Consider the following 23,533-nt stretch of genomic DNA (forward strand, 5'->3'; position numbering starts at 1 on the left):
GGTGCCGGAACGTCCGGCACCGCGCACGGGCCACCCGTCAGAGCACGAGCGCGTCCTCGATCTTGGCGACCATCGCGTCCTCCGCGTCCACCACGACGCCGTCGGCCTCCGCCACCTCGCGGCAGATGGCCAGCACGGCGCGCGGGAAGTCGGCGGCGTCCTCCGGCGACTTGGCGGCCAGCACCTTCATCGACGACCGCAGCGCCTCCAGGATGACCGGCTCGATCTCCTCGTCGGTGCCCGCGGGCACCGAGGGGCGGGCCGCGGCCATCACCAGGCGCAGGTCCGCCGACAGGTTCGACAGGGCGCGCAGGCCGGCGAACCGCTCCTCCAGGACAGGGCCGGGGTCGGCGTGGGAGACCAGCAACATCGCGCCGTACACGGCGGTGCGCAGCGTCCGGCTCTCCTCTGCGTTGTAGAAGATCATGTCGCCCACCTTAGGGTCCGAGGGTCTCGCGCTTTCCCAGAAGGACTCACGGACGGGTGACGCGGTTGCGTTCCGGCCGCGAAATCCGGTGTGACGGACGTCGGGCGAACAAACGGCGGTTCTCGCGCGTTGAGAGGAGTCGAGACCAAGCCCGCTGGAGGATGCCCGCATGACCACCACCGCTGCCCGGCCCCGCATCACGGTACGGCGGGTGGTGTTCACGCTCGTCCTGCTGACCGTGACGACGCTGCTGTTCTGGGTGCCGTTCGAAGGGCTGTTCGCCGCCAGTGCGCAGTGGCCGGACCCGGTGCGGCCGGTCGCCGCCGTCGTCTTCGCCGCCGCGGCCGTCGCGATGATCGTGCTGTTCACCCGCCGCGGCAGCGACCGGGCCGCGCGGACGTCCCACTTCCTGCTCGGGTTCGTGTGGATCGCGTTCGTCTGGACGCTGCTCACCGACCTGGTGCGGCTCGGCATGGCGCTCGGCGGTGTCGAGAACCCGTTCCGGTCCCGGTTCATCGCGGTGCTGCTGGCCGTGCTGATCGTGGCCGTCACCGTCCACGGGGTGTACGAGGCGATGCGGGTGCCGCGGGTCAAGCGCCAGGACGTCGTCCTGCCGCGGCTCGACCCGGCGTTCGACGGGCTGACGGTCGCGGTCATCACCGACACCCACTACGGCGCCATCAACCGCGCCAAGTGGTCGCGCGGCATGGTCGACGCCGTCAACCGGCTGAACGCCGACGTCGCCGTGCACGTCGGCGACATCGCGGACGGCACCGCCGAGCAGCGCCTGGACCAGGCGGCGCCGCTCGGGGACGTCACCGCACCGCACCGCTTCTACATCACCGGCAACCACGAGTACTACTCGAACGCGCAGGGCTGGATCGACCTCATGACCCGGCTGGGCTGGAAGGCCCTGCACAACGAGCACGTGACGCTCGACCGCGGCGACGCGCGCCTGGTGTTCGCGGGCATCGACGACCCGACCGCCGACCACTCCGGCGAGCCGGGCCACTCCGCCGATCTGCGGCGTGCCCTCGACGGAGCGCCCGACGCGGCCGTGGTGCTGCTCGCCCACCAGCCCTCCGAGGTGCGCAAGGCCGTCGAGGCGGGCGTGGACCTGCAGCTGTCCGGGCACACGCACGGCGGGCAGATCTGGCCGTTCCACTACCTCGTGCGGCTGCAGCAGCCGGTCGTGGCGGGCCTGAGCGCGCACGGCGACCGCACGCAGCTCTACACCAGCCGCGGCTCGGGCTTCTGGGGCCCGCCGATGCGCGTCTTCGCGCCCAGCGAGATCACGCTGCTGACGCTCAGGTCCCGCTGAGGTGCCCGCCGTCGTTGAACCGCACGAGCCGGGGTGACCTGCCCGTCTCGTAGCGGATCACCGTCAGCGCCGCGTTGTCGTGGCTCAGCGTCAGCCACCGCTCGGGCGGGGCGTCCAGCGCGTCCCGCACGAGCCAGCTGATCAGGTACATGTGCGTCACCACGAGCACCGGGCCGTCACCGGGACGGGCGAACCGCGTCTCGGCCTCGTGCGCCAGCGCGGGACCGCGGGTGCGTTCGGACTCCGGGAACCGGTCGAAGAAGTCGTCGTGGCCGGGAACGAAGTGCGGCACGTAGTCGCCGGCGGCGGCCTCGACGCGGCACGGGATGCGCAGCGCCGCGGCGATGATGGACGCCGTCTCCGCCGCACGCGGCAGCGGGCCGTGGTGCACGGCCGCGAAACCCGTGCCGCGCAACCGTTCCGCCAGTGCCTCGACCTGCCGTCGGCCGCGCGCGGTCAGCCTCGACTCGTCCTTCGTCGCCTCGCCGTGCCGGACCAGATGAAGATCTCTCGTCACGCCGTGCAGTCTGCCTTGACGGCCCCGGCGGCGTGATGGGCGAGGGTGGGTCCGGCCGCGTCGGTGTTCTGACCTCGGTTGAGCAGCTGCACCGTCAGGTTTCCGCTGGCACGGAACCTCCCCACGCGGACCCACTGGCCGCGCTTCTCGACCTGCTTGATCGCGAACGACGCCGTCGGGGTGCGGATGACCCCGTCCCCGTCGAACACGTAGTACACGGTCGGGTTACCCCCGACCTCCTCCACGCCCCCGTCCGGGATGAACACCGACAGCTCGCAGCTGCCGGTCATGGCGAACGTCCACTGCGCGTAGCTGCCGGGGTCGTCGCGGCGGGGGTCGCCGGACATGGGGACCGACACGAACGTGGTGCCGCACCGGCCGTCGCCGTGGTCGACCCAGCCCTTCCTGCCGTCGCGGTAGGAGCCGACGCTGGTGTAGCCGCCGCAGCCGGGTCCCGTGGTGTAGGACCGGGTCTTGCCGCTGTCGCCCGCGGGCGGGACGGCGTTGCGCGTGGCGGGCGAGGACAGGCCGGGCTCGGACGACTCGGCCGGCTGCTCCGCCTCGGCGGGCAGCTCCGCCGGGGTGATGAGGCCGGGCACGTAGCTGTGCGAGGGCTGCGCGAGGGCTGTTTCGTCGCCTCCCGCACCACCGTCGAAGGTCGCGAGCGCGACCCCGCCGAGCACCAGCATCGCGACGACGGCACCGGCTGTTCCCGCCCACGGCGTGCCCGTGCTCGCCGGCGGTTTCTCCTGCGGGGCCTTCGTCTCACCGGCGGCCGCCCACCGCGCGCGGCCACGGGCCCGCGCCGCCTCCATCAGGGCGGGATCGGGTCTGAAGAGACGCTCGGTGGGGCGATCGTCGTCGAACTCAGCGGGCACGCAGCGCAGTCTGCCAGGGGCAGAGGGTCACTCGAACGTGTGGTTGTTTCACAATCGCGTCGTTTGTCCTCAATCCACCACTGGTCCGGCACCCCGCCACGACTTTCCGTCCACATTTCGTCACGGCGACCCCTGCGGCGCACCCTCCGCCACCGACCCCTCGGTCAGCCCCGTCAAGCCCCGCACCAGCGAAGTCGTTTCATGAGAGCGCGACCATTCGATCTTGGGCGGCGAAGTCGATCACAGTCGGGAAACACCTGGGAAACACGTCGGTCTCACGACGTCTCAGCAGGTCCTTTCCCCTGCCGGACACGGGGTCTAGGGTTGCCCGCCATGTCAGGTAGACAGGTGGTCGTGCTGCTGGCCGCTCTCGTGGCGGGGTGCGGCACGACGGTTCAGGGCTCTCCGGTCGCGGCACCCCCGCCGCCCCCGTCTCCGTCGCGGACCGTGACCGTGGTGACGCCACCGTCCTCCACGAGCAGTGCGGCCCCCACGACGACCACCCCTCCCCCGCCGCCTCCCGTCGCGAAGTTCGGCAACCCGGACGGCACCGCCGCCGTGCCACCGGAGGCCGCCGAGGAGGACACCTCGAAGCCCACCCGCGTGATCGGCACCGGCACCCCCGCCTCCTGCACGTCGCAGGCCGTCGTCGACGCCGTGGCCGCCGGTGGGGTGATCACGTTCGACTGCGGGCCCGCCCCGCTCACCATCCCGATGGCCGCAACGGCGAAGGTCCGCACGAGCTCCGGACCCAAGGTCGTGATCGACGGCGGTGGCCTGGTCACGTTGAGCGGCCAGGGACAGCGCCGCGTGCTCTACCAGAACACCTGCGACCGCGCGTTGGGCATCACGACGTCGCACTGCCAGGACCAGGACGCGCCGAAGCTCGTCGTCCAGAACATCACGCTGGCCGACGGGAACTCGACCGGCGACGAGACAGAGGGCGGCGGCGGTGGCGCGCTGTTCGTGCGCGGCGGTCAGCTCAAGGTCGTGAACGCCCGCTTCTCCGGCAACAAGTGCGACGCCACCGGTCCCGACCTCGGCGGCGCCGCGATCCGCGTGCTCGACCAGTTCCGCGACGGCCCCGTGCACGTCACCGGCAGCACGTTCGAGGGCGGCGTGTGCTCCAACGGAGGGGCGCTCAGCAGCATCGGCACGTCGTGGGTCGTGCTCAACAGCCTGTTCCGCGGCAACAAGGCCGTCGGCCGCGGCGCCAACCCGGCGCGCGACGGCACGCCCGGTGGCGGCAGCGGTGGCGCCATCTACAACGACGGCAACAAGTTCACGTTGCGGATCGCGGGGTCGCTCGTCGAGGACAACCAGGCCAACGAGGGCGGTGGCGCGGTGTTCTTCGTCAGCAACGACAGGTCCGGCTCGATGTCCGTGCAGGGCTCGACGTTGCGGCGCAACCCGAGCCTCGGCTTCGAGACGGTCAAGGGGATCTTCTACCTCGGCGCCGGCGCCAAGCCCGAGGTCACCGCTTCGACGATCCGCTGACCCAGCCCGCCACGAGCACCAGCACCAGGCCGCACACGCACATCATGAGGCTGAAGCCGTAGACCCAGCGGAACCCGAGCCCCTGGGCGACACCGATCAGCGCGCCCGCGATCATGCCGCCGACGATCTGCGTGTTGCTGAAGATCGTCGTGGCGTGGCCGGGACGCGTGGGCGCGAGGCTCTGGAAGTACGTGATGCCCACGCCCATGATCAACGAGATGACGGTGGCGTGCAGGATCTGCAGGGACATGACCTGCCAGACGGAGTCGGTGAGCACCATCAGGCCGTGGTAGCTCAACGAGACCGCCGCGCCGACGAGCACCAGCCGGTACTGCGACATCCGGTTCGCGAGCGAGCCGAACCAGAGGATCAGCGGGATCTCCAGCGCCGCGCACAGGCCCATCGCGAGCCCGGCGTCGCCAGCGGTGCCGCCGAGCTCCGCCGTGACGAACAGCGGCAGGCCGCCCACCGCGAGCGAGACGGAGCCCTGCAGGAACGTGAACGCGGCGGAGACGATGGTCATGGTGCCGCGCACCGGTCCCGCCGCCTCCTCCTCGGTGGCGGGCTCCTCCTGCTGCTCGGCGACGGGAACGGGGAGCAGGAGGGCGAGGACGGCGACGACGCCGCTGAGCACCGCCGTGGCGCCGAAGAGGCCCACCCAGCCGGTCTTGGCGACGAGGAGGGCGGCGAGCGGCGGTCCGGCCACCCAGGCCACGGACACCAGCGTGCGCAGGACGCTGACGACCATCGACGGGCCGAGCGAGATCTGCCTGCCGTAGGCGAAGAGCTGCGGCAGCAACGAGGACGTCATCGCGACGAAGACGATGGACGTGCCGAGCAGGAGCCAGTAGTCGCGGAGCACGGCGAACAGGCCGTAGCCGATCACGCCGGCGATGCCGCCCATCACGAGCAGGTACCGGCGCTGCACGCGGCCGTCGGAGAACCTGCCCATGACCGTGCTGGCGACGACGGACGCCGCGGGGCTCACGATCAGGAAGAAGCCGAGCTGGAACGGGGTGACCCCGACCTCGCTGGTGAGGAACAGCGAGTGGAACGGCAACGCGAACGCGCCCACGACGCCGACCACGACGCTGACCACGGAAAGCTGCAGGAAAGTGCGGGAAAGGAGAGGCGAGGATCTTTTCTCGCTGGTTACCGTCACCCGTTCATCGTCCCGGTCCCGTCCGCTGATCAGGAACAGGATTTCCCATGATGCGGGCAAGATCTCACACCACGACGACGGCACCGTCCCTGCGGTGATCCGCACCACCCCTGAGCTGGCCGGATTCGGTCATTTCGACCAGCTGGCAACCGCCGAAGAACATGTTCGGCGCACGAAACTCCGCTACCGGGAGCGCGCTTTCCGGTCGAATTCCCGGTTCGACGTGGAGACGGTCCGCGCCGGGGTGCATCCTGGGCGCGTCGACGGCCTGCTGGGCGGGCATTCCGCGGTCGAGGACGTTCACGAGCGCCTGCAGGATGGCGCCGCAGATCCGGCTGGAGCCCGCGCTGCCGAGCACCAGCCGCGCGCCGCCGTCGTGGGTGACGACGGTCGGCGCCATCATCGACGGCAGCCGGTCCCCCGGCAGGTGGCTGAAGAACCCGGCGGGGGACAGGTCCTCCTCCCCCATCATGTTGTTCAGGTGCACGCCCGCGACCGAGATCCCGGAGCCCGCGCCGTTGGTGGTGGTGACGGAGCAGGCGGTGCCGTCGGCGTCGAGCACCGAGATGTGCGTGGTCGAGCCGAGCCGGTTCACGTGCGTCTTCCCGAGGGCCAGAGCGCGCAGGAGGTCCTGCTCGGTCGGGGTGCCGGGCAAAGCCTCCAGCATCCGCGCGAGCAAGGCGCCGCCGATCGCGGGCGGTGGGTTCGTGTGGACGTCACGTCCGCGGTGCCGGGCGTGCAGCGGTGCGCGTTCCTCCACCTCGTACGCGTGGAGGTCGGTCTGCGTGAGGTCGCCGCCGTGCGCACCGATCCGTTCGACGATCTCGGCCGCTATGTCGCCGGTGTAGAACGGGTCCGCGCCGTCGCGGCCGAGCCGGTCGAGCGCCTCGGCGACCTCGGGCTGCACGAGGACGTCGCCCTCCGTCACGGCATCGAGGCCCAGCCGGTGCGCGATCGGCCGCAGCAGCGAGGTCACGTACGCCTGGTACCCGGTGACCGGGTGGCCTTTCCTGGCGTGCGCGACGGCCGGGCCCACCAGCTCTTCGAGCGGCGCACGGCCGTAGGCGGCGGCCTCCGCGGCTCCCGCGGGCAGCCCGAACGCGGCGACGGACGACGGACCGACGTGGAACTCCTGGTCGGCGTCTCCGAAGTGGACGGTGACGGGTTCGAGCGGAGCCCTGTCGCCGGACTTCCCGCGGCCGGGGGCCTCCGCGGAGAAGTCCAGCAGCACGGGCGCCTCCCCGGCGGGGGCGATCAGCATGTACCCGGCGGCGCCGAGACCGGTCAGCAGCGGCTCGGTGACGCACGAGGTCAGCATCGCCGCGACGGCCGCGTCCACCGCGTTCCCACCGGCACGCAGCAGCTCCGCGCCCGCCAGGGCGGTGAGCGGGTGACCCGCCGCGATCGCTCCTCGCACCGCACACCTCCGTGCAGAAGGCTGACAACGGTAGCCGCCGGGCCCCGGCCCCGCGCTGTCAGGCGTCCGAGGCGTCGTGCTCGGCGTCGGCGCGGACATCACGGCGGCGGATGGCCGAAGCGGGCGTCGTCCTGCCCGCGGACGGCGGCATGAGCGCCCGAGGTCCGGCCACCGGTCGGACCACCGAGGTTGGACAGGGGCGCAAAACGGGTATTTCGACGACCATGGACTGGATCACCGGACTGATGGAGGCGCTGGGCTCGCCCGGCGCCGGCCTGGCCGTGGCGCTGGAGAACGTGTTCCCTCCGGTGCCGAGCGAGGTGATCCTGCCGCTGGCCGGGTTCACCGCGGGACAGGGCAAGATCTCGCTCGTCGCCGCGATCCTGTGGACCACGGCCGGGTCGGTCGTCGGCGCGCTGCTGCTCTACGGCCTGGGCGCGTGGCTCGGCCTGGAACGGCTGCGCAAGGTCGCCGACCGCATCCCGTTCGTCACGGTGTCCGATGTGGACAAGTCCGACGAGTGGTTCGACAAGCACGGCACCAAGGCCGTGTTCATCGGGCGCATGGTGCCGGTGGTGCGGAGCCTGATCTCCATCCCCGCCGGGGTGTCGGGCATGCCGATCGTGAAGTTCACGCTCTACACCGCGGCCGGCAGCCTGCTGTGGAACTCCGCGCTGATCCTCGCCGGGTACGCGCTCGGCGAGAACTACGAGCTCGTCGACCGCTACCTGGGCTGGGTCTCGACCGTCGTGCTGGCGGCGCTGGTCATCGCGATCGTGTGGTTCGCCGTCTCCCGCGTGAAGGCACGGCGTTCGTAGAGCACCGACGCCACCGCGATCACGAGACCGGCGACCGACAGGCCGACACCGACCCACGCCGTGGACGTGTAGCCCCAGCCCGCCGCGATGGCGAGCCCGCCGAGCCACGCGCCCGCGCCGTTCGCGAGGTTGAGCGACGAGTGGTTGGACGAGGCCGCGAGCGCGGGCGCGTCCGGCGAGGCGTCCATCAGCCTGACCTGGAGCGCCGCCGCCAGGATCTGCACGACGAAGCCGAGCAGGCCCAGCAGCACGAACAGGAACACCGGCATCGTGGCGGTGAACCCGAACAGCACGAGGATCACGCAGACGGCGATGAGCCCGCCGAACACCGACCCCGTCACCGACCGGTCGACGAACCGGCCGCCGAAGGTCGCGCCGAGCGTCATGCCGAGACCGAACACCGCGAGGACCCACGGGACGACGCCCCCCGGCAGCCCGGCCACCTCGGTGGTCAGCGGGGCGACGTAGGAGTAGACGGCGAACATGCCGCCGAAGCCGATCATGCCGGTGAAGATCGCGAACCAGACCGTCGGCCTGCCGAACGCGCGGACCTCCGCCTGCATCGACGCGCCCTCGACCTTCGCGACCTTCGGCACCCAGGCCGCGATGGCCGCGGCCGTGGCGACGGCCATCACCGCGACGGCCAGGTAAGCCGTGCGCCAGCCGATCTGCTGTCCCGCGGCCGTGGCGAGCGGCACACCCACGAGGTTCGCCAGGGTCAGACCGACCATCACCCGCGCAACGGCCGTACCGCGCCGTTCGGGTGCCACGAGCATGGTGGCGACAACCGCCGCGATGCCGAAGAACGCACCGTGCGGCAACCCGGCGACGAACCGCGCCACGAGCAGCAGCGTCTTGTCCTGGGCGATGGCCGACAGCCCGTTGCCGAGCGCGACCGCCATCATCAGGCTGATCAGCATGCCCTTGCGTGGCAGCTTGGCCCCGAGCACCGCGATCAACGGCGCACCGACGACCACACCGGCCGCGTAGAGGCTGATCGCGTGCCCGGCCTCGTAGTCGGGGATGCCGAAGGTCTCGGCGATCTGCGGCAGGAGCCCCATCGTCGCGAACTCGGTCGTTCCGATGCCGAACCCGCCCAGCGCGAGGGCGGTCATGGCACGGGTGCTGGTCACGGGCTTCCCATCATCGGCAGGGTGAAGACTTAGTTAGCTACCGGAAGGATTTTACGGTCCTTCTGACGCGCTTCAGAAGCCTTCCGCCCGGTGCCGCTCCTCACACGGGGCCCGGGGATCAAGACCCCCGGGCCGATCGTCACCCGCTCAGATGCGCGGCACCTCCACCAGCGTCCGGCCGTTGAGCGGCTGCACCGCCCTGGCGTTGCCCGCCCCGAACAACCCCTGGAACCGCGCGACCGTCGCGGCCGTGACGTGCTGCTCCCCCGTGAGGTACCACTCGACCCCCTCGGTGAACGGCGCCGTGGTCAGCGAACCCGTGTAGTGCACCGTGCGATGACCGGCCGGCAACAACCGGTTGAGATTGATCGGTTCGACATCGACAGGCGCACCACACTCAGGCGCCAGCGTCGCCAGGACGTCGTCGACAACGGAATGCGCGCCGACGGTTAACGGCACTCCGACAACGAGCAACTTGCCTTCGGCACTGCGGTGGACGAGGTGCATCTCCAGCGGAGTGTGACGCCCGTTGAACTGATGCTCGGACGGCGTGTGGAAGTGGAACTGCACGAGGTCGTACCGCGTACCGGCAACGGTGACATGACCCGCTCCCGGCTCCACCTCGGCCTCTTCTGTTTCTTCGTGGTCACGAGCCACACATCCGTCCGCTTTGGCCTCGTCTTTGCGGATGTACTTCAGCTCCAGCGCCGACCGCCCGTACGTGACGTCGAGCTTGGCCACGTGAGGGTCGAACCGGACCGCGTGCGGCGTGACGTTCACCGGACTCTGCTTCGGCGTCGCCGACTCGGCCGGTCCGCTGGCCGCGAAGAACGACGCGGTCAGGACGAGCGGAAGGACGGCAGGAAGGGACCGTTTCAGGTTCATCACTCCACTTTTCACCCGGCGGAGTGAAAGGAGAAAGGGAGTGTGGCTGCACTCTCATCATCGCCGAATCCTTCCGGTCTCAATTGGCCGGATTCGCAATTTGATTCCGCAACGACTTCGACCGGTCGGCGACTTGAATTGTCCGGTTCAGTGTCGTTCGGCGTGTTTTCATTGGGATAGGAGTAGCCATTGCGGAAAGATCGGACAATGCTCGCCCACCCAGGCGAGGACCGCCTCCGGACGACTGATTTTGGTCAACACTGAAGCTATGGAGCCTCCGAACAAAGGCAGCCCACACCCGGTTCGATCCACTCCTGCCCCGCCCAGCCGGGGTGCCGCTCGACCAGCACCGCGCGCACCTCCGCCACGATCTCCTCCAGCGCCATCGCGGAGTCGCGGCGCCGCCAGGTCTCGTCGCGCAGCTCCAGCAGGTAGTCCCGCACGCCCTCCAGCACGCCGGCCTCGCCGATCGAGCCGTGGCCCGGCACGACGACGCGGGGTGCGGAGGCGATCAGGCGGTCCAGCACGGCGATCCAGGCGAGGCCGGACACGTCGGTGTCGTGCGGCGGGAACCACGGGAAGATCGCGAACTGGCCCGTCTCGGCCAGGTCGCCGGTGAACAGCACGCCCCCGTCCGGCACCTCGACCACCTGGTCGCCGAGCGTGTGGCCGCGGCCGGTGGGGCGCAGGACCACCGTGCGGCCGCCGAGGTCGAGGGTGTGCACGCCGTCGAACACCACGTCCGGCACGGGCACCTCCGCCTTGGCGAGCCGGTCGGCGACCGCGCCGCCGAAGCCCCGGAACATCTCCAGGTAGCCGGAGCCCTTGCGGCGCAGGTCGTCTGCCTGTGCCTGTCCGACCACATAGGACCCGTCGAAGACGGAGGCGCCGAAGGCGTGTTCCGGATGGAAGTGCGTGGTCGTGAGGTGGACTCGCCGGCCGCGGGCCACTTCCTCGGCGAACTCGAACACCTCGCGGGCGTTGTCGGGGCCGAGTCCGGTGTCGACCACGAGGACTGCCTCGGAGCCGCCGATGATGCCGATGTTGGGCACGAGCGCGGTGTGGTGGTTCGGGATCACGAGGACGCCGGGGGCGACGTCGACGGCGCCGGAGGGCTGGACGGCGGGGTCTGGGATGTTCATGTCCCCACTCCACCGCCGCCGCGTGGTGCTCGTCCAAGACCGGTTCGGTCTCCCCGCTACCGGGTGAGTATCGTCGCTGGTCATGGAGCTGCGAACGTTGCGCTACTTCGTCGCGGTGGCCGAGGAGCTCCACTTCGGACGGGCGGCGCGGCGCCTGCACATGAGCCAGCCGCCGCTGAGCCGGGCGATCAGGCTGCTGGAGGACGACCTCGGCACCGCGCTGTTGCACCGCTCCCCCGCCGGGGTCGCGCTCACCGGCGCGGGACGCATCCTGCTGCACGAGGCGCGGGCTCTTCTCGGTCACGCCGACCGCATCCGGGCCAAGGTCGCCAGGACGACGCTCACCGTCGGCGTGCTCGGCGACCACGGTGCGGCGAAGCTCGCCGACGTCTTCCGGCGAGAGCACCCCGATGTCGCGATCATCGTCAGGGAAGCCGGCCTCACCGATCCGACCTGCGGGCTGCGGGCCCGCCAGGTGGACGTGGCGCTGACGCGCGGGCCGTTCGACGAGACCGGGCTGAGGACGCGGGTGCTGCGCCGGGACCCGGTCGGGGCCGTGCTCAGGGCCGACGACCCGCTGGCCCGGCGCGAGCGGGTCACCACCGCCGACCTCGCGGACCGCGACTGGTTCCAGTTCCCCGAGGGCACTGACGAGCTGTGGCGGAACTACTGGAACGGCGGCGAGCCGCGCACCGGGCCGATAGTGCGGGCGGTCCAGGAATGCGTGCAGTCGGTGCTGTGGAACGGGTCCGTCGGCCTGGCGCCGCTCGGGCACGACCTCGGTCCCGGTGTGGTGGTCGTGCCGATCGACGACCTGCCGCCCAGTCCCGTCGTCATCGCCTGGGTGTCCGACGACGACCCGCTGACGAGGGACTTCGTCACGGCGGCGGTCCGGTCGTACTGAGCGGGGTCTCAGACCGCGTGCACGGACACGGCGTAGTCGCCGCCTTCGAACGGCTGCCGGTCCCACGTCGCGAACCGCTCGGCGAGCCGCAGACCGGCACGGGCGCAGTGCTCGTCGTACTGCTCCACCGAGTAGCCGCGGTCGAGGCTGAACCCGGCGACCAGCAGGCCGCCGACGTGCCGGGCGACGCCGGCGACGAGCGCGTCCTGCGTGCCGGGGGCGGTGAACAGCGGCACGTTGCCCGCCATCACGACGACGTCGAACGTCCGGCCCAGGTCCAGCTCGGCCAGGTCGGACCTGACCCAGGTGATGCCCGGTGCCCGCTCACGGGCGTGCGCGAGCATCGACTCGTCGAGGTCCGCCCCGACGACGTCGACGCCGTGCCGGGCCAGCTCGATCCCGACGCGTCCGGTGCCGCACCCGGCGTCCAGCACCGTCTTCGGCTCGTAGGCGCGCACGAACGCCGCTTCGCCGTGCACGTCCACCCCGGACTCGGCGAGCGAGTCGAACCTGCGCTGGTACTCCGCTCCATCCCACACGAGGTCAGAGCATAGATCCGAAGATCGGCGGATGGCGCCCGCGTCCGCGCGCTGCCATGGTCGAGTGCATGACGCGCTTTCTGCTGGCAGTGGCGTTGCTCGTAGCGGCGGCCTCCCCCGCGCAGGCCGCGGCACCGCGGTGGGTCGGCACGTGGGCCACCGCTCCCTCCTCGGCCCTGCCCGGCAACGAGAACGGCTACCCGAACTTCTCGATCCGCAACATCGTGCACGTCAGCGCGGGAGGCAAGGAGATCCGCGTCCGGCTCTCCAACGCCTACGGCCGCACACCGGTGTTCTTCGGACGGGTCACCGTGGCCCGCGCGGCCGGTCCCGGCTCGCCCAGCGCACTGCCCGGCACGATGCGCACGCTCACGTTCGGCGGCGCGCAGTCGATCACGGCCCCGCCCGGCGCCGACGTGGTGAGCGATGGCGTGGCGCTCACCGTCCCCGCCGACTCCGACCTGCTCGTCAGCGTCTTCACGCCCGAACCCGGCGGTCCCGCCACGCACCACGCGCTGGCGATGCAGGACTCGTACTTCACCCGCGACGGCGACCACACCACCGACGAGTCCTCCGCCGCCTTCCGCGAGCAGACCCCCAACTGGCACTACGTGTCCGGTGTGGACGTTCGCACGTCCACGTTGCGCGGCAGCGTCGTGGCACTCGGCGACTCGATCACCGACGGCGCCAACTCGACGCGCAACGCGAACCTGCGCTGGCCCGACCAGCTCGCCGACCGCGTGAACACCCGGCTGGGCGTGCTCAACGCGGGCATCAGCGGCAACCGGCTCCTGCTCGACGGCGGCACGGCGGGCCCGAACGCGCTGGCGCGCCTGAACCGCGACGTGCTGACCCAGTCCGGCGTCCGCACGGTGATCGTGTTCGAGGGCATCAACGACATCCAGCAGACCCCGCACCAGACCGACCCGGCCAAGATCATCGCCGCGCTGCGGCAGATCGCGCAGCGCTCGCACGACCGCGGCCTGCGGGTGGTCGGCGCGACCATCACCCCGTTCAAGGGCTGGTACAGCTACACAGCGGAGCTGGAGGAGGTGCGCCAGGCCGTCAACGCGTGGATCCGCACGGCTCCCGCCTTCGACGCCGTCGTCGACTTCGACAAGGTCATCCGCGACCCGTCCGACCCGCAGCGGATCCGCCCCGACTACGACGAGGGCGACCACCTCCACCCCGGCGACAAGGGCTTCGAGGCGATGGCGAAGGCGGTGGACCTGGCGGTGCTGTAACCCGATCGGGCGGCCCGCGTTTGCACCACCCCCTGGCGGGGCTACTCCCGTGAAGATCAACTAGACCCACCAGGGGGTTGGCCGATGCGTGTCACCATCCTCGCCGCCGCTGTCGTGGCCGCACTGACGGCGTGCGGAGCGACCACCTCGGACGCCGGGAGCGACAGCGCACCCCCGTCCACGACGGCCACCAGCTCCACCGGCCCGCAGGAGCCCGCCGTCAAGGTCGAGCTCACCTTCCAGGACAAGCCCGGCCTGGGCCTGCTCGCCGCGACGAACGAGGGCTCCGCGCCGATCACGGTCCAGGGCTGGCCGAAGCTCGCCTTCACCAACCCCGCCGGCGAGGCCGTGGCCATTCCGGTCGAGCGGAAGCTCGTGCCCGGCGAGGGCCCGCCCATCACCCTGCAACCGGGCCAGACGGCGTTCGCGGGCGTCAAGCTCGACGAGGACGACGACACGAAGTCGTTCGCCATCGACGAGATGACCGCCGAGCTGCCCGGACTGACGCCCGCGACGGTGAGGTTCGTCGGCACCGACGGCAAGCCGGTCACCGGCCCCGGCCGGATCAAGGTCAGCGACGCCGAGGTGGGCACCCTGCAACCGGTCGCGCAGGGCGTCCTGGTCTTCGACTGAGCCCGCGGGTGCTCAGTCCGGCGGGTCGCACCAGCCGCGGGCGTTCTGCAGCAGGCTCATCACGGCGGTGCGCAGCCCCGCGAGCCGGAAAGGCACCTGCGCCACCACGTCGGGTGCCTTCTCGACCTCCGCGATCATCACGAGGAGCCGGAGCAGCTCGGTGACACAGGACTCGTCCTCCCGCCTGCCCAGCTCGGTCACCAGGTTCATCTGGGCGGACAGCGCGGTGGTCTCGGTGCGGCCGTGCAGCTCGCGGCTGAGCCGCACGATGGTCCGGTAGTCGTCCACGACCCGGTCCGCGTCGTCCGCCTCCGCCAGCTCCGCCTGGGCGAGGGCGAGGTCCAGGTGGCACGCGATGGTGAACGGGTCGTGCTCGCTGAGCGCCGCCCGAGCGTCCTCGGTGAGCAGCACGATCTCCGCGAGCGCCAGTTCGGAACGGCGCCGCCGCCAGCGCAGCAGCACGATGTCGCGGCGCACGGCGAAGACCTCGGGGTGGTTCTCGCCCAGGTACCGGACCCGCACGACCAGGGCGTGGCGGAAGATCGCCTCCGCGCGCTCGTGCTGGCCGGACAGCGCGGCGAACCTCGCCGCCGCGCACGACAGCTTCGTGCCCAGCAGCTCCCAGTTCTCCGGTGACGACAGGCGGGACCGGTCGCGGTGGATCCACTCCACCACGAACTCGCAGTGCGGGCTCAGCACCGCCCACGTCGACAGGTCTTCCGGCAGGGCGGCGGAGAGGAAGCTCGTGTAACCGTCGAGCGTCGCGTAGCAGAGGGACAGGTACCCGTGCAGATCACGCCGGACGTCGGGCTGGTGCCGGTTGGCCTCGCGGATCACCGGGTGGAGCGCCCAGCACTTGGTCGTCACCGACGACGACCGCATGTCGCGCACGGAGACCTGCTCCACCAGACCGAAGTTCGTCAGGCACACGAAGGCGTGGATCAGGTCCATGCCGGTGATGCCGTGGAACAACGACGACTGCGTGAGGATCTCCGCGTTGGCGATGTCGCACGGAATCGGCGCCTGCTCGAAACAGGAGAGCCATCGCAGCAGCAGACGTGCCCACGGCATTCCGAGGTCCGCGAGCAGGTCCAGCGACAGCTCCCAGGTGCGGGACAACAGCTGGCGCTCGGCGAGGACGCTCCCGATCTCGTGCATCCGGTCGAGCTCCCGGAAGCGCTCGTGGAACACGACGCGGTACTGGTCGAACGTGTCCGGAAGGGCCAGCCCCGCCTTGGTGGGCAACGAGAGCACCGAGTTGAGGTAGCTCCCGGCCAGGCGGAGCGCCAGCGGCAGGTACCCCAGCGTGCGGGCCAGCTCCCGCGCCTGGTCCGCGGTTCCGCAGGACGGGGCGAGCGCTTGCAGCATCTCCGCCGCCGCCTCCTCGTGCAGCGAGCTCACCTCGTGCGTCCGGGCGCGGCCCCACCTGCCCGGCTTCCCGTCCCTGGTCGTGACCACGACGGTGCCCGCGGTGTGCTGCAGGGCCGCCGTCCACTGCTCCAGCAGCCTCCGGTCGTCGGCACCGTCGATGATCAGCACCCACGCGCCGGGCACGGCGGCGAGCGCCCGCTTCAAGAGGTTCGGTGCCGACCCCTCGCCGCGCCAGGCGCGCACGACCTCGTCGATCCGGTGGTGCGGGTCCGCGTCGTAGACCACCTCGCGCAGCCCGGCGGACAGGTTGTTCTCCGACGACCCGTCCACCCACCACACCCTGGTGCACGGCAGCTCCCGGCCGAGCCGGTCGGCGAGCGCGAGCGCCACGGCGGTCTTGCCGCTGCCGCCCGTGCCGTGCAGGACTATCTGGGAACCGTCTGCGCGCCGGGCGGTCTCGACGAGGTCGTCCACGACTCGCTCACGGCCGAAGACCTTGCCCGGCAAGAGGTCCATCGGCGCGATCGTCGACACCAGCCCCGGACGCGACCCGCTGTCCGGCACACCGTGGAAATGCACGTCGCGGATCTCGCCTGCCTGGACCGCGGCACCGGCGGAGTCGACGTGGTTGGACGTCGTACCGCGCTCGGACGGCGCACCAACACTCACGCGGGCTCTCCGGTCGACTCGGTGGGACCCGCAACTTAGCGGAACCCGGACGCCGCCATCAGTGGCAGTCGGCGAGTTCCGTGATGGTGATCGGCAAGGACTATTGGTCTGGTTCCGCTCGTCGCAGCACAGCGTCCGCTCACGGAACGGCGGCCAACCGATGACCTCCGTGCAGCCCGCCGATCCGGGGACGAAACGACCATTCCGAGAGGAACTCGTTCCTGATCCTCTTGCGTTACAGCGATTCTACGCGAGGTGGAACAGTTTTCACGGCACCGGCGTGTAGGCGTTGCCCGCCCGGTCCCGCCCCCGCGCCAGGTAGATCCGGTGCCGGTCCCCGGCCAGGAACCGGACAGTCGCAGGCATGTACCGCATGGTGTAACCGCACCGCCGGAGCGTGCTGCGGTTGGGCGGGGAGCCGTGCACCAGCAGCGCCGAGTGGACGCTGCACGCCCCGCGTTCCAGCTCCACGTCGACGGCCCGCGACTCGTCGACTTCCGTCTCCTGGTTGAAGAACGCGTCGTCGGTGCCGGTGTGTTCGGCGGCGGCGAGATGGCTGCCGGGGATCACGCGCAGGCAGCCGTTCTCGGTGGTGGACGGGTCTATCGCGAGCCAGACGGTGACGGCGTCGCCCGCGGGATCGATGCTGTCGCGCCAGAAGTGGGCGTCCTGGTGCCACGGCACGGGTTTGCCGTCGCCGGCGGGTTTGCAGATGAAGTGCGACGAGAACAGTGCGATGTCCGGGCCGATCAGCGACTCGACGAGGTCCAGCACGTCCGGGTCGAGCAGCCACTCGAACAGGGCCGGGTCGGTCAGGTGCGGCACGTCCATGTGCTCGGGCCGTCGTCCGGCGGGCAGGGCGGCCAGCTTGGTCTCGAAGTGTGCCGCCAGCGCCTCGAACCGGGAGGGCGTCAGGAGGTCCTGGTGCGTCTCGTAGCCGTCGGTCTGGAACATCAGCTCACCTCACGAGTAGGCCGGTTTCCCTGTCGTAGCGCAGAACGCGCGCGGGTGGGGCGTCCACGGTCACCGTCGTGCCGACTGCGGGCTCGTCGTCCTCCGGCACCACGTAACCGACGCCGCAGTCCAGCGTCACGAGTGACGTGACGCCGAGGTTCTCCACGATGGACACGGTGCCGGTGAAGAGTCCGGAAGGAGCCGGTGCCAGGTACTCGGGGCGGACGCCGATGATCTCGGCGTCGCGCGGGACCAGGTTCATGGGGGTCGAGCCGATGAAGTTCGCGACGAACGTGTCCGCGGGGCGTTGGAACACCTCGCGCGGGGTGCCGATCTGGCGGATGCGGCCCGCGTCCATGACCGCGATGCGGTCGGCCAGCGCCAGTGCTTCTGCCTGGTCGTGCGTCACGAACACCGTCGTCAGCGCCAGTTCCCGTTGCAGCTTCTTCAGGAACGTCCTGGCTTCCAGCCGGAGCCGGGCGTCCAGGTTGGACAGTGGCTCGTCGAGCAGGAGCACCTCGGCGGACGCCGCGACGGCCCTGGCGAGCGCCGCGCGTTGTTGCTGGCCGCCGGAGAGCTGGCCGGGGCGGCGCTCCAGCAGACCGTCCAGGCTGAGGCCCGCCGCCGTGCGGGCGGCGGTCTCGTCGCGCACCGACCTGGCGGCTCCCCGCACCTTCAGCGGGTAGGCGATGTTCTCCGCCACCGTCATGTGCGGGAACAACGCGTAGTCCTGGAACACCATCGCGACCCGGCGGTCGCCGGGCGGCAGGCGGGTGACGTCGCGGGAACCGATCGACACGGTGCCCTCCGAGGCGCTTTCGAGGCCCGCGATGGTACGCAGCAGCGTCGTCTTGCCGCAGCCGGACGGGCCGAGCAGGGCGAACAGCTCGCCGTCGGTGACTTCCAGGTCCAGCTCGTCGACGGCACGGACCCCACCGGGGTAGACGGTGGACAGGCCGCGCGCGGTGATGCCCGCCATCAGCTCTTGATCCCTCCGTGGAACCGGAAGCCGTACCGCCTGTTGACGAACAGGTACAGCACGACCACCGGGATCGAGTACAGCAGCGAGAACACCGGGATCACCGTCAGGTTGGCGCTGCCGCCCTCGTCGTACAGGGTCCGCAGCAGCACGGCGGCGGGCTGCGCGCCGACGTCGCGCAGCAGCAGGAACGGCAGCAGGAAGTTGCCCCAGGCGTTGACGAACGCCCAGACGAAGATCGTCGCGACGCCGGGCCGCGCGACGGGCAGCACGACGTGGGCCAGCACCTGGCGCGGGGAGGCGCCGAACACGCGCGCGGACTCCTCGTACGATCGCGGCACGGCGTCCATGAAGTCCTTCAGGATGAAGATCGCCGCCGGGAGCATGCCGCCCGCGATCACCAGCGCCGTGCCGAACTGCGAGTTGATCAGGCCGAGCTGCAGCATCATCACGAAGATCGGCACCATCGCGGCCGTGCCGGTCACGACGCTCGACAGCAGCAACAGCAGGTACAGCAGCAGGTCCCGGCCGGGTATCCGCACCCGCGACAGGGCATAGGCGGCGAGCGCGGCCAGGACCGTCGTGACCACGGTCGCGATCACGCACAGCACCAGCGAGTTCACCAACGACGTCAGCGCGTACGGGTGGTCGAACGTGGCCGTGACGTTGTCCAGCGTCCAGTCCGGCCACCGCAGCCCGAGGCCGGGTCTCGAGTCGAACGGCGCGGAGGCGAGCCACAGCATCGGCACCGCGAAGAAGGCCATCACCACCGCGACCAGCACGTAGAAGCCGATCCGGCGGACCATCCACAGAGGACTCACGCGCGCCTCCGCAGCAGTCTCAGGTACACCAGCGCGATCACCAGGTTGCCGAGCAGCAACAGCAGCGACATCGCGGACGCGTAGCCGAGCTGCCCGCTCTCCAGCGCCTGCCGGTAGATGAGCACCGGCAGCACCTCGGACTGGTGGTTCGGCCCGCCCGCGGTGAGCAGGAACGGCGTGAAGTCGTTGGCCGTCCACAGGCTGATGAGCAGCGTGTTCGTCAGCACGTGCCCGCGGATGTGCGGGAACACCACGTCCCGCACGGTCTGCCATCCCGACGCACCGGCCAGCCGCGCGGTCTCCAGCTGCGAGGGCGGCACCGCGGCCAGCGCGGAGGTGTAGAGCAGCATCGAGAACGCCGTGCCGCGCCAGACGTTGAACACGATCAGGCTGGTCATCGGGTACTGCACCAGCCACGCGGTCTGCGGCGAGCCGAGCAGCATCCCGAGCGTGCCGGTGTCGCGGCTCAGCACCGCGAACCACAGGTACGCCACGACCGTGCCCGGCAGGATCCACGACAGCAGCACCAGCCCCTCGACGGTGCGCCGCAGCGAGGGACGCACGGTCCGGAGCAGCCAGGCGAGGCCGAAGCCGAGCACGTTCTGCCCGATCACCGCCGAGCCGAGCACGAACAACGCCGTCAGCCACACCGAGTTCGTGAACAACGGGTCACGCACGGCGTTCAGGACGTTGTCCAGCCCGACCACCCTCGGGTTCGCCGCCGCGGGCCCGGTCAGCTGGTAGTTCGTGATGCCGATGTACAGCGTCCACAGCGCGGGGAAGACCAGGAAGACACCGATCAGCAGCAACGCCGGAGCGACGAACGCCGCCGCGCGGCGGACACCGAGGCCCGCGCTATCCAACGTTGTCCTCGCCGACCGCCCTCACCAGCGCCGCCCGGTACGCGCGGGCGGCCTCGTCCGGGCTCTTGCCCGCCACGACGTCCGCTGTCGCCTGTTGCAGCGCCGCCGACACCTTCGGGTAGTCGGCGAGACCCGGCCGGTAACGCGTGATCGGCAGGACCTTCTCGGCGACGAACGTCAGCATCGGGTCGCCTTCGAGCACCTCGTCGTTGACGTCCTGCCGCTGGGTGAGCTGCGCGGTGCCCGCGAGCGACTCCTTCACCGCTTCCGCGGAGTTGAGGAACCGCAAGAACTCCCACGCCTGCCTGGGATACCGCGTGTTCGGGTTGATCACGCGGACACCGCCGCCGGACATGCTCACGAAGTCCTGCCCGCCGACGCCCGCACCGGGCTGCCGCGCCGGGACCAGCGCCCAGCCGACGGCGGTGTCGCGGTCGGGCATCTTCGCCACGCCGTTGCGCGGCTCGACGACCGAACGCCAGAAGTAGTCGCCCTCCAGCAGGACGCCGATCCTGTTCTCGCTGAACAGCTGGAACGACCGGTCGCGGCCCTTGGCCTCCTGCTGCAGCACGGGATCGCCGAGCCCGCCGCCGTAGATCTTCTCGTAGAGCCCGAGCACGTCCTTCAGCTCGGCCGAGTCGCCCTGCCACTTCCCGTTGTCGTAGACGGGTTTCCCGGTGCCCGCCAGCACGGGCAGCACGCCCTGCATCGTCGTGGCCTCGCCCATCGCGGTGCCGGCGTTGAGCTGGATCGGTGTCACGCCCGGCAACGTCTTCAGCTTCGCGCCCGCGTCGAGCACGTCCTGCCAACCGCGGGGCTGCCAGTTCGCGGGCAGCCCCGCCTGCGCGAACAGCTTCTTGTTGTAGAACAGCACGCGTCCGTCGGTGCCCATCGGCACGCCGTACCGCTTGCCCTCGAACTCGCCGAGCCCTTGCACGGCGTCCGGGATCTGCTCCCAGCCGTCCCAGTCGGTGTTCCCGACGACGTCGGCGAGCGGCCGGATCTGACCGGCCTGGGCGAGCTCGCCCAGCCAGATGCCGTCGATCTCGACGACGTCGCCGCCACCGCCCGTCTTGAGGTCCAGCGCGACTTTGGTCTTGTAGTCCTCGTCCCCCGCGCCGTTCTGCTCGAACTCGATCGTCGCGGTGACGCCCTTCGCCTTCTGCAGCTCGGTGAACCGGGGGATCACCCAGTTCCGCAGCCAGTTCGCCCCGCGCGAGTTCTTCCCGCCCGCCACCGCGTTGGCGACGATCGTCAGGGTGAACTCCGTGGCATCCGCGTTTCTGTCCTGCTCACGCTGCTGGGGCTGCCCCAGGCACCCCGCCACCAGTCCGCACACCGCGAGCAGCCCGAACGTCGTTGTCCGCCGCATCCGTGATCTCCCCACCCAGAGGACCAACCGGCACGCCAACCTCCAACCTGGCACCGCGCCACCCGCGCCACAACCTCGAATACGGTGATCCTGTGACCGATCGACGCGCCGTGCTGAAGTCCCTGGCCCTGCTGCCCCTCGCCGGCTGCGCGACTCCCCCACCGGCCACGTCACCGTCGACCACGACCATCACGACGACCGCCACCACGACGACCACCGCCGCACCCGTGCACCACGACGCGCTGACCGAACTGGAGAAGAAGTTCGACGCACGGCTGGGCGTCTTCGCGGCCGGCGGGGACAGGACGGTCGAGCACCGGGCCGACGAACGGTTCGCGTTCTGCTCGACGTTCAAGGGCCTGGCCGCCGCCGCGGTCCTGCACCACCACCCGATGACGCACCTGGACACCGTCGTCACCTACACCGAGGCCGACCTCATGAAGAGCTCGGCCATCACCCGGCAGCACGTCCGGACCGGCATGACCCTGCGCGACCTGTGCGACGCGGCGGTCCGCCACAGCGACGGCACGGCGGGCAACCTGCTGCTGCGCGAGGCCGGTGGGCCCGCGGAGCTCACGGCGTACCTGCGCGGGCTCGGCGACACCGTGACGAGGATGGACCGGATCGAGCCGGACATCACCTCGGCCGTCCCCGGCGACCCGCGGGACACCGCGACCCCGCGGTCACTCGGCACCGACTACCGGCGGCTCGTGCTCGGCGACGCGCTCCCGCCGGAGAAGCGGGCCTTCCTCACCGATCTGCTGGAACGCTCGGTCACCGGCGCCAAGCGCGTGCGGGCGGGGGCGCCGGCAGGAAGCAGGGTCGCCGGCAAGACCGGTACCGGCGGGTACGGCACGGTCAACGACATCGCGGTGGTGTGGCCGCCCGGTCGCGAGCCGGTCCTGGTGGCGGTCATGTCCAGCAGGGCGGCGGCGGACGCCGGGTACGACGAGGCGCTCGTCGCGGAGGCGGCGGCCTACGTTCTCAAGACGCTCATCTGACCGTGGACACGTCCGCCCACACGGTCTTGAGGTCGGGGAGCCGGTTGTGGCCCCACACCTGTGCCAGTCCGTTCACCAGCAGCAACCCGCGCTGCCGACGGCCGCGGAACCCCATCCGGCCGAGCTGCGGGAAGCGCCCCGGCGTCCCGTCGTCGACCTCGACCCGCACGACCTCCCGTTCCGGGAGGCGCAGGACACGGGCACGCCGCGGCGGAGCGGCGTGGTGATACGCGTTGCTCACGAGTTCCGTGGCGACGACCAGCACGTCGACCACCACGTTCTCGTGCATCCCTTGCAGGAGGTCGCGCACCTCCGCCCGCACGTCCGCGAGCGGCAGCACCCCCTCCGGTAGGACGAGGTCCAGTCGTTCCCCGGACCGTCCTGCGATACCCATCAGCCTCTCCCAGCGCCCTGTCTGTTCAAGGCAGGTGTTCCCATACCCGGCGAACCGGCGTTCAAACCCCACCGAACTCCGTTCACGTCACCCTCGGGAGGACGGCCCAGACCACGGTCCCGCCGTGCGCCCTGTCCACGCCCCAGCGTTCGGACAGCCTGGCCACCAGGACCAGGCCGTAGCCCCGCTGCGGACGGGAGACCTTGCGCAACGGCGGATGCGCGCGGGCGTCGTGGGCGATCTCGATCCGGATCTTGCTCCGCTCCACGACGACACGCAGGAACGACGGTTCCGACGTGTACCGGTAGGCGTTGCTGACCAGCTCGTTCACCACCAGCAGCACGTCCGCCACCGCGTCGGTGTCCTCCCGGGCCAGCTCCAGCCGCACCCAGCGGCGGACAGCCGCGAGCGACGGACGATGCCTGCCCAGTGGCAGGTCGGCCGCCGTTCCGCCCGTCTCCGCTGCCTGGTCGCGCGCCAAACCGCTCCTCGCTCAGATGATCAGTCCCGGGGCGGGTTACCCGAGTACATCACCCACCAAACCACCTCTTCGAACCACAAAAATCCCGGGATACCCTCTCCGCTCCGTCGC

The 23,533-nt window shown here is 70.8% G+C and carries 24 protein-coding genes; 7 read left to right on the forward strand and 17 right to left on the reverse strand.

The genetic code is table 11. The features are described 5' to 3' along the window. Positions 1–37: 37 nt before the first annotated feature. On the reverse strand, positions 38–427 hold the full coding sequence (locus BLT23_RS09285; RefSeq protein ID WP_090047585.1) for a hypothetical protein: 390 nt from the start codon (positions 425–427) through the stop codon (positions 38–40). 169 nt (positions 428–596) lie between these two features. Between BLT23_RS09285 and BLT23_RS09290 the strand changes: the two genes are divergently transcribed. Next, the gene (locus BLT23_RS09290; protein WP_090047587.1) at positions 597–1,748 is read left to right on the forward strand and encodes a metallophosphoesterase; all 1,152 of its coding nucleotides are present in this window, start codon (positions 597–599) and stop codon (positions 1,746–1,748) included. Here BLT23_RS09290 and BLT23_RS09295 read toward each other — a convergent pair. Together BLT23_RS09295 and BLT23_RS09300 are read right to left on the reverse strand one after the other, a co-directional pair. Next, complete coding sequence (locus tag BLT23_RS09295; RefSeq protein WP_218133687.1) at positions 1,735–2,265, reverse strand: histidine phosphatase family protein; 531 nt, start codon at positions 2,263–2,265, stop codon at positions 1,735–1,737. The two genes, BLT23_RS09290 and BLT23_RS09295, sit on opposite strands and share 14 nt — an antisense overlap. Then, positions 2,262–3,143, reverse strand: a complete 882-nt coding sequence (locus tag BLT23_RS09300; RefSeq protein WP_090047589.1) for a hypothetical protein — start codon at positions 3,141–3,143, stop codon at positions 2,262–2,264. The genes BLT23_RS09295 and BLT23_RS09300 overlap by 4 nt, the downstream gene beginning before the upstream one ends. A gap of 333 nt (positions 3,144–3,476) precedes the next feature. Here BLT23_RS09300 and BLT23_RS09305 point away from each other — a divergent pair, with 333 nt between their 5' ends. Beyond that, positions 3,477–4,640, forward strand: a complete 1,164-nt coding sequence (locus BLT23_RS09305) for a hypothetical protein (RefSeq protein WP_090047592.1) — start codon at positions 3,477–3,479, stop codon at positions 4,638–4,640. Here the strand turns inward: BLT23_RS09305 and BLT23_RS09310 are convergent. Together BLT23_RS09310 and BLT23_RS09315 are read right to left on the reverse strand one after the other, a co-directional pair. Beyond that, the gene (locus tag BLT23_RS09310) at positions 4,618–5,739 is read right to left on the reverse strand and encodes a sugar efflux transporter (protein ID WP_245743842.1); all 1,122 of its coding nucleotides are present in this window, start codon (positions 5,737–5,739) and stop codon (positions 4,618–4,620) included. The genes BLT23_RS09305 and BLT23_RS09310 overlap by 23 nt on opposite strands. Before the next feature lie 127 nt (positions 5,740–5,866). After that, the gene (locus tag BLT23_RS09315) at positions 5,867–7,219 is read right to left on the reverse strand and encodes a gamma-glutamyltransferase (protein WP_218133688.1); all 1,353 of its coding nucleotides are present in this window, start codon (positions 7,217–7,219) and stop codon (positions 5,867–5,869) included. 224 nt (positions 7,220–7,443) lie between these two features. Here BLT23_RS09315 and BLT23_RS09320 point away from each other — a divergent pair, with 224 nt between their 5' ends. Then, positions 7,444–8,037, forward strand: coding sequence for a DedA family protein (locus tag BLT23_RS09320; protein WP_245743843.1), 594 nt, complete (start codon positions 7,444–7,446; stop codon positions 8,035–8,037). Here BLT23_RS09320 and BLT23_RS09325 read toward each other — a convergent pair. From BLT23_RS09325 to BLT23_RS09335, 3 genes are all read right to left on the reverse strand, one after another. After that, a complete protein-coding gene (locus tag BLT23_RS09325) occupies positions 7,944–9,170 on the reverse strand; it encodes an MFS transporter (RefSeq protein WP_245743844.1) in 1,227 nt (408 codons plus the stop codon). The genes BLT23_RS09320 and BLT23_RS09325 overlap by 94 nt on opposite strands. 147 nt (positions 9,171–9,317) lie before the next feature. Further along, on the reverse strand, positions 9,318–10,055 hold the full coding sequence (locus tag BLT23_RS09330; protein WP_090047599.1) for a carbonic anhydrase family protein: 738 nt from the start codon (positions 10,053–10,055) through the stop codon (positions 9,318–9,320). Between the two features lie 266 nt (positions 10,056–10,321). Beyond that, the gene (locus tag BLT23_RS09335; RefSeq protein WP_090047601.1) at positions 10,322–11,197 is read right to left on the reverse strand and encodes an MBL fold metallo-hydrolase; all 876 of its coding nucleotides are present in this window, start codon (positions 11,195–11,197) and stop codon (positions 10,322–10,324) included. A gap of 82 nt (positions 11,198–11,279) precedes the next feature. Here BLT23_RS09335 and BLT23_RS09340 point away from each other — a divergent pair, with 82 nt between their 5' ends. Further along, positions 11,280–12,101 carry a LysR family transcriptional regulator gene (locus BLT23_RS09340; protein WP_090047603.1) on the forward strand — a complete coding sequence of 274 codons (822 nt, stop codon included), beginning with the start codon at positions 11,280–11,282 and terminating at the stop codon, positions 12,099–12,101. 8 nt (positions 12,102–12,109) lie between these two features. Here the strand turns inward: BLT23_RS09340 and BLT23_RS09345 are convergent, their stop codons facing one another. Continuing rightward, entirely contained in the window at positions 12,110–12,640 is a 531-nt protein-coding gene (locus tag BLT23_RS09345) for a class I SAM-dependent DNA methyltransferase (protein WP_245743845.1), read from the reverse strand. Positions 12,641–12,708: 68 nt separating this feature from the next. Between BLT23_RS09345 and BLT23_RS09350 the strand changes: the two genes are divergently transcribed. Then, entirely contained in the window at positions 12,709–13,884 is a 1,176-nt protein-coding gene (locus BLT23_RS09350) for an SGNH/GDSL hydrolase family protein (RefSeq protein WP_090047605.1), read from the forward strand. 84 nt (positions 13,885–13,968) lie between these two features. Further along, a complete protein-coding gene (locus BLT23_RS09355; RefSeq protein ID WP_090047607.1) occupies positions 13,969–14,517 on the forward strand; it encodes a DUF4232 domain-containing protein in 549 nt (182 codons plus the stop codon). 12 nt (positions 14,518–14,529) lie between these two features. Here BLT23_RS09355 and BLT23_RS09360 read toward each other — a convergent pair whose 3' ends face one another. The 6 genes from BLT23_RS09360 to BLT23_RS09385 form a co-directional block, all read right to left on the reverse strand. Further along, a complete protein-coding gene (locus BLT23_RS09360) occupies positions 14,530–16,557 on the reverse strand; it encodes a tetratricopeptide repeat protein (protein ID WP_090047609.1) in 2,028 nt (675 codons plus the stop codon). Positions 16,558–16,824: 267 nt separating this feature from the next. Beyond that, complete coding sequence (locus BLT23_RS09365; RefSeq protein WP_090047611.1) at positions 16,825–17,511, reverse strand: phytanoyl-CoA dioxygenase family protein; 687 nt, start codon at positions 17,509–17,511, stop codon at positions 16,825–16,827. 4 nt (positions 17,512–17,515) lie between these two features. After that, complete coding sequence (locus tag BLT23_RS09370) at positions 17,516–18,490, reverse strand: ABC transporter ATP-binding protein (protein WP_090047613.1); 975 nt, start codon at positions 18,488–18,490, stop codon at positions 17,516–17,518. Beyond that, a complete protein-coding gene (locus BLT23_RS09375; protein WP_090047615.1) occupies positions 18,490–19,311 on the reverse strand; it encodes a carbohydrate ABC transporter permease in 822 nt (273 codons plus the stop codon). The genes BLT23_RS09370 and BLT23_RS09375 overlap by 1 nt, the downstream gene beginning before the upstream one ends. After that, positions 19,308–20,174, reverse strand: a complete 867-nt coding sequence (locus BLT23_RS09380) for a carbohydrate ABC transporter permease (protein WP_090047616.1) — start codon at positions 20,172–20,174, stop codon at positions 19,308–19,310. Before BLT23_RS09380 ends, BLT23_RS09375 begins: the two co-directional genes overlap by 4 nt. Further along, a complete protein-coding gene (locus tag BLT23_RS09385) occupies positions 20,167–21,546 on the reverse strand; it encodes an extracellular solute-binding protein (protein WP_090047618.1) in 1,380 nt (459 codons plus the stop codon). Before BLT23_RS09385 ends, BLT23_RS09380 begins: the two co-directional genes overlap by 8 nt. Positions 21,547–21,638: 92 nt before the next feature. Here BLT23_RS09385 and bla point away from each other — a divergent pair, with 92 nt between their 5' ends. Further along, positions 21,639–22,547 (forward strand): class A beta-lactamase, encoded by a 909-nt coding sequence (bla, locus tag BLT23_RS09390; protein ID WP_090047620.1) that lies wholly within the window; start codon positions 21,639–21,641, stop codon positions 22,545–22,547. Here bla and BLT23_RS09395 read toward each other — a convergent pair. Together BLT23_RS09395 and BLT23_RS09400 are read right to left on the reverse strand one after the other, a co-directional pair. Next, entirely contained in the window at positions 22,540–22,941 is a 402-nt protein-coding gene (locus BLT23_RS09395; RefSeq protein ID WP_143035874.1) for an ATP-binding protein, read from the reverse strand. The two genes, bla and BLT23_RS09395, sit on opposite strands and share 8 nt — an antisense overlap. Before the next feature lie 82 nt (positions 22,942–23,023). Beyond that, a complete protein-coding gene (locus tag BLT23_RS09400) occupies positions 23,024–23,422 on the reverse strand; it encodes an ATP-binding protein (protein ID WP_090047623.1) in 399 nt (132 codons plus the stop codon). Positions 23,423–23,533: the final 111 nt, after the last annotated feature.

Origin of the sequence: Lentzea fradiae, assembly GCF_900100955.1 — a bacterium.
Classification (GTDB): Bacteria; Actinomycetota; Actinomycetes; order Mycobacteriales; family Pseudonocardiaceae; genus Lentzea; species Lentzea fradiae.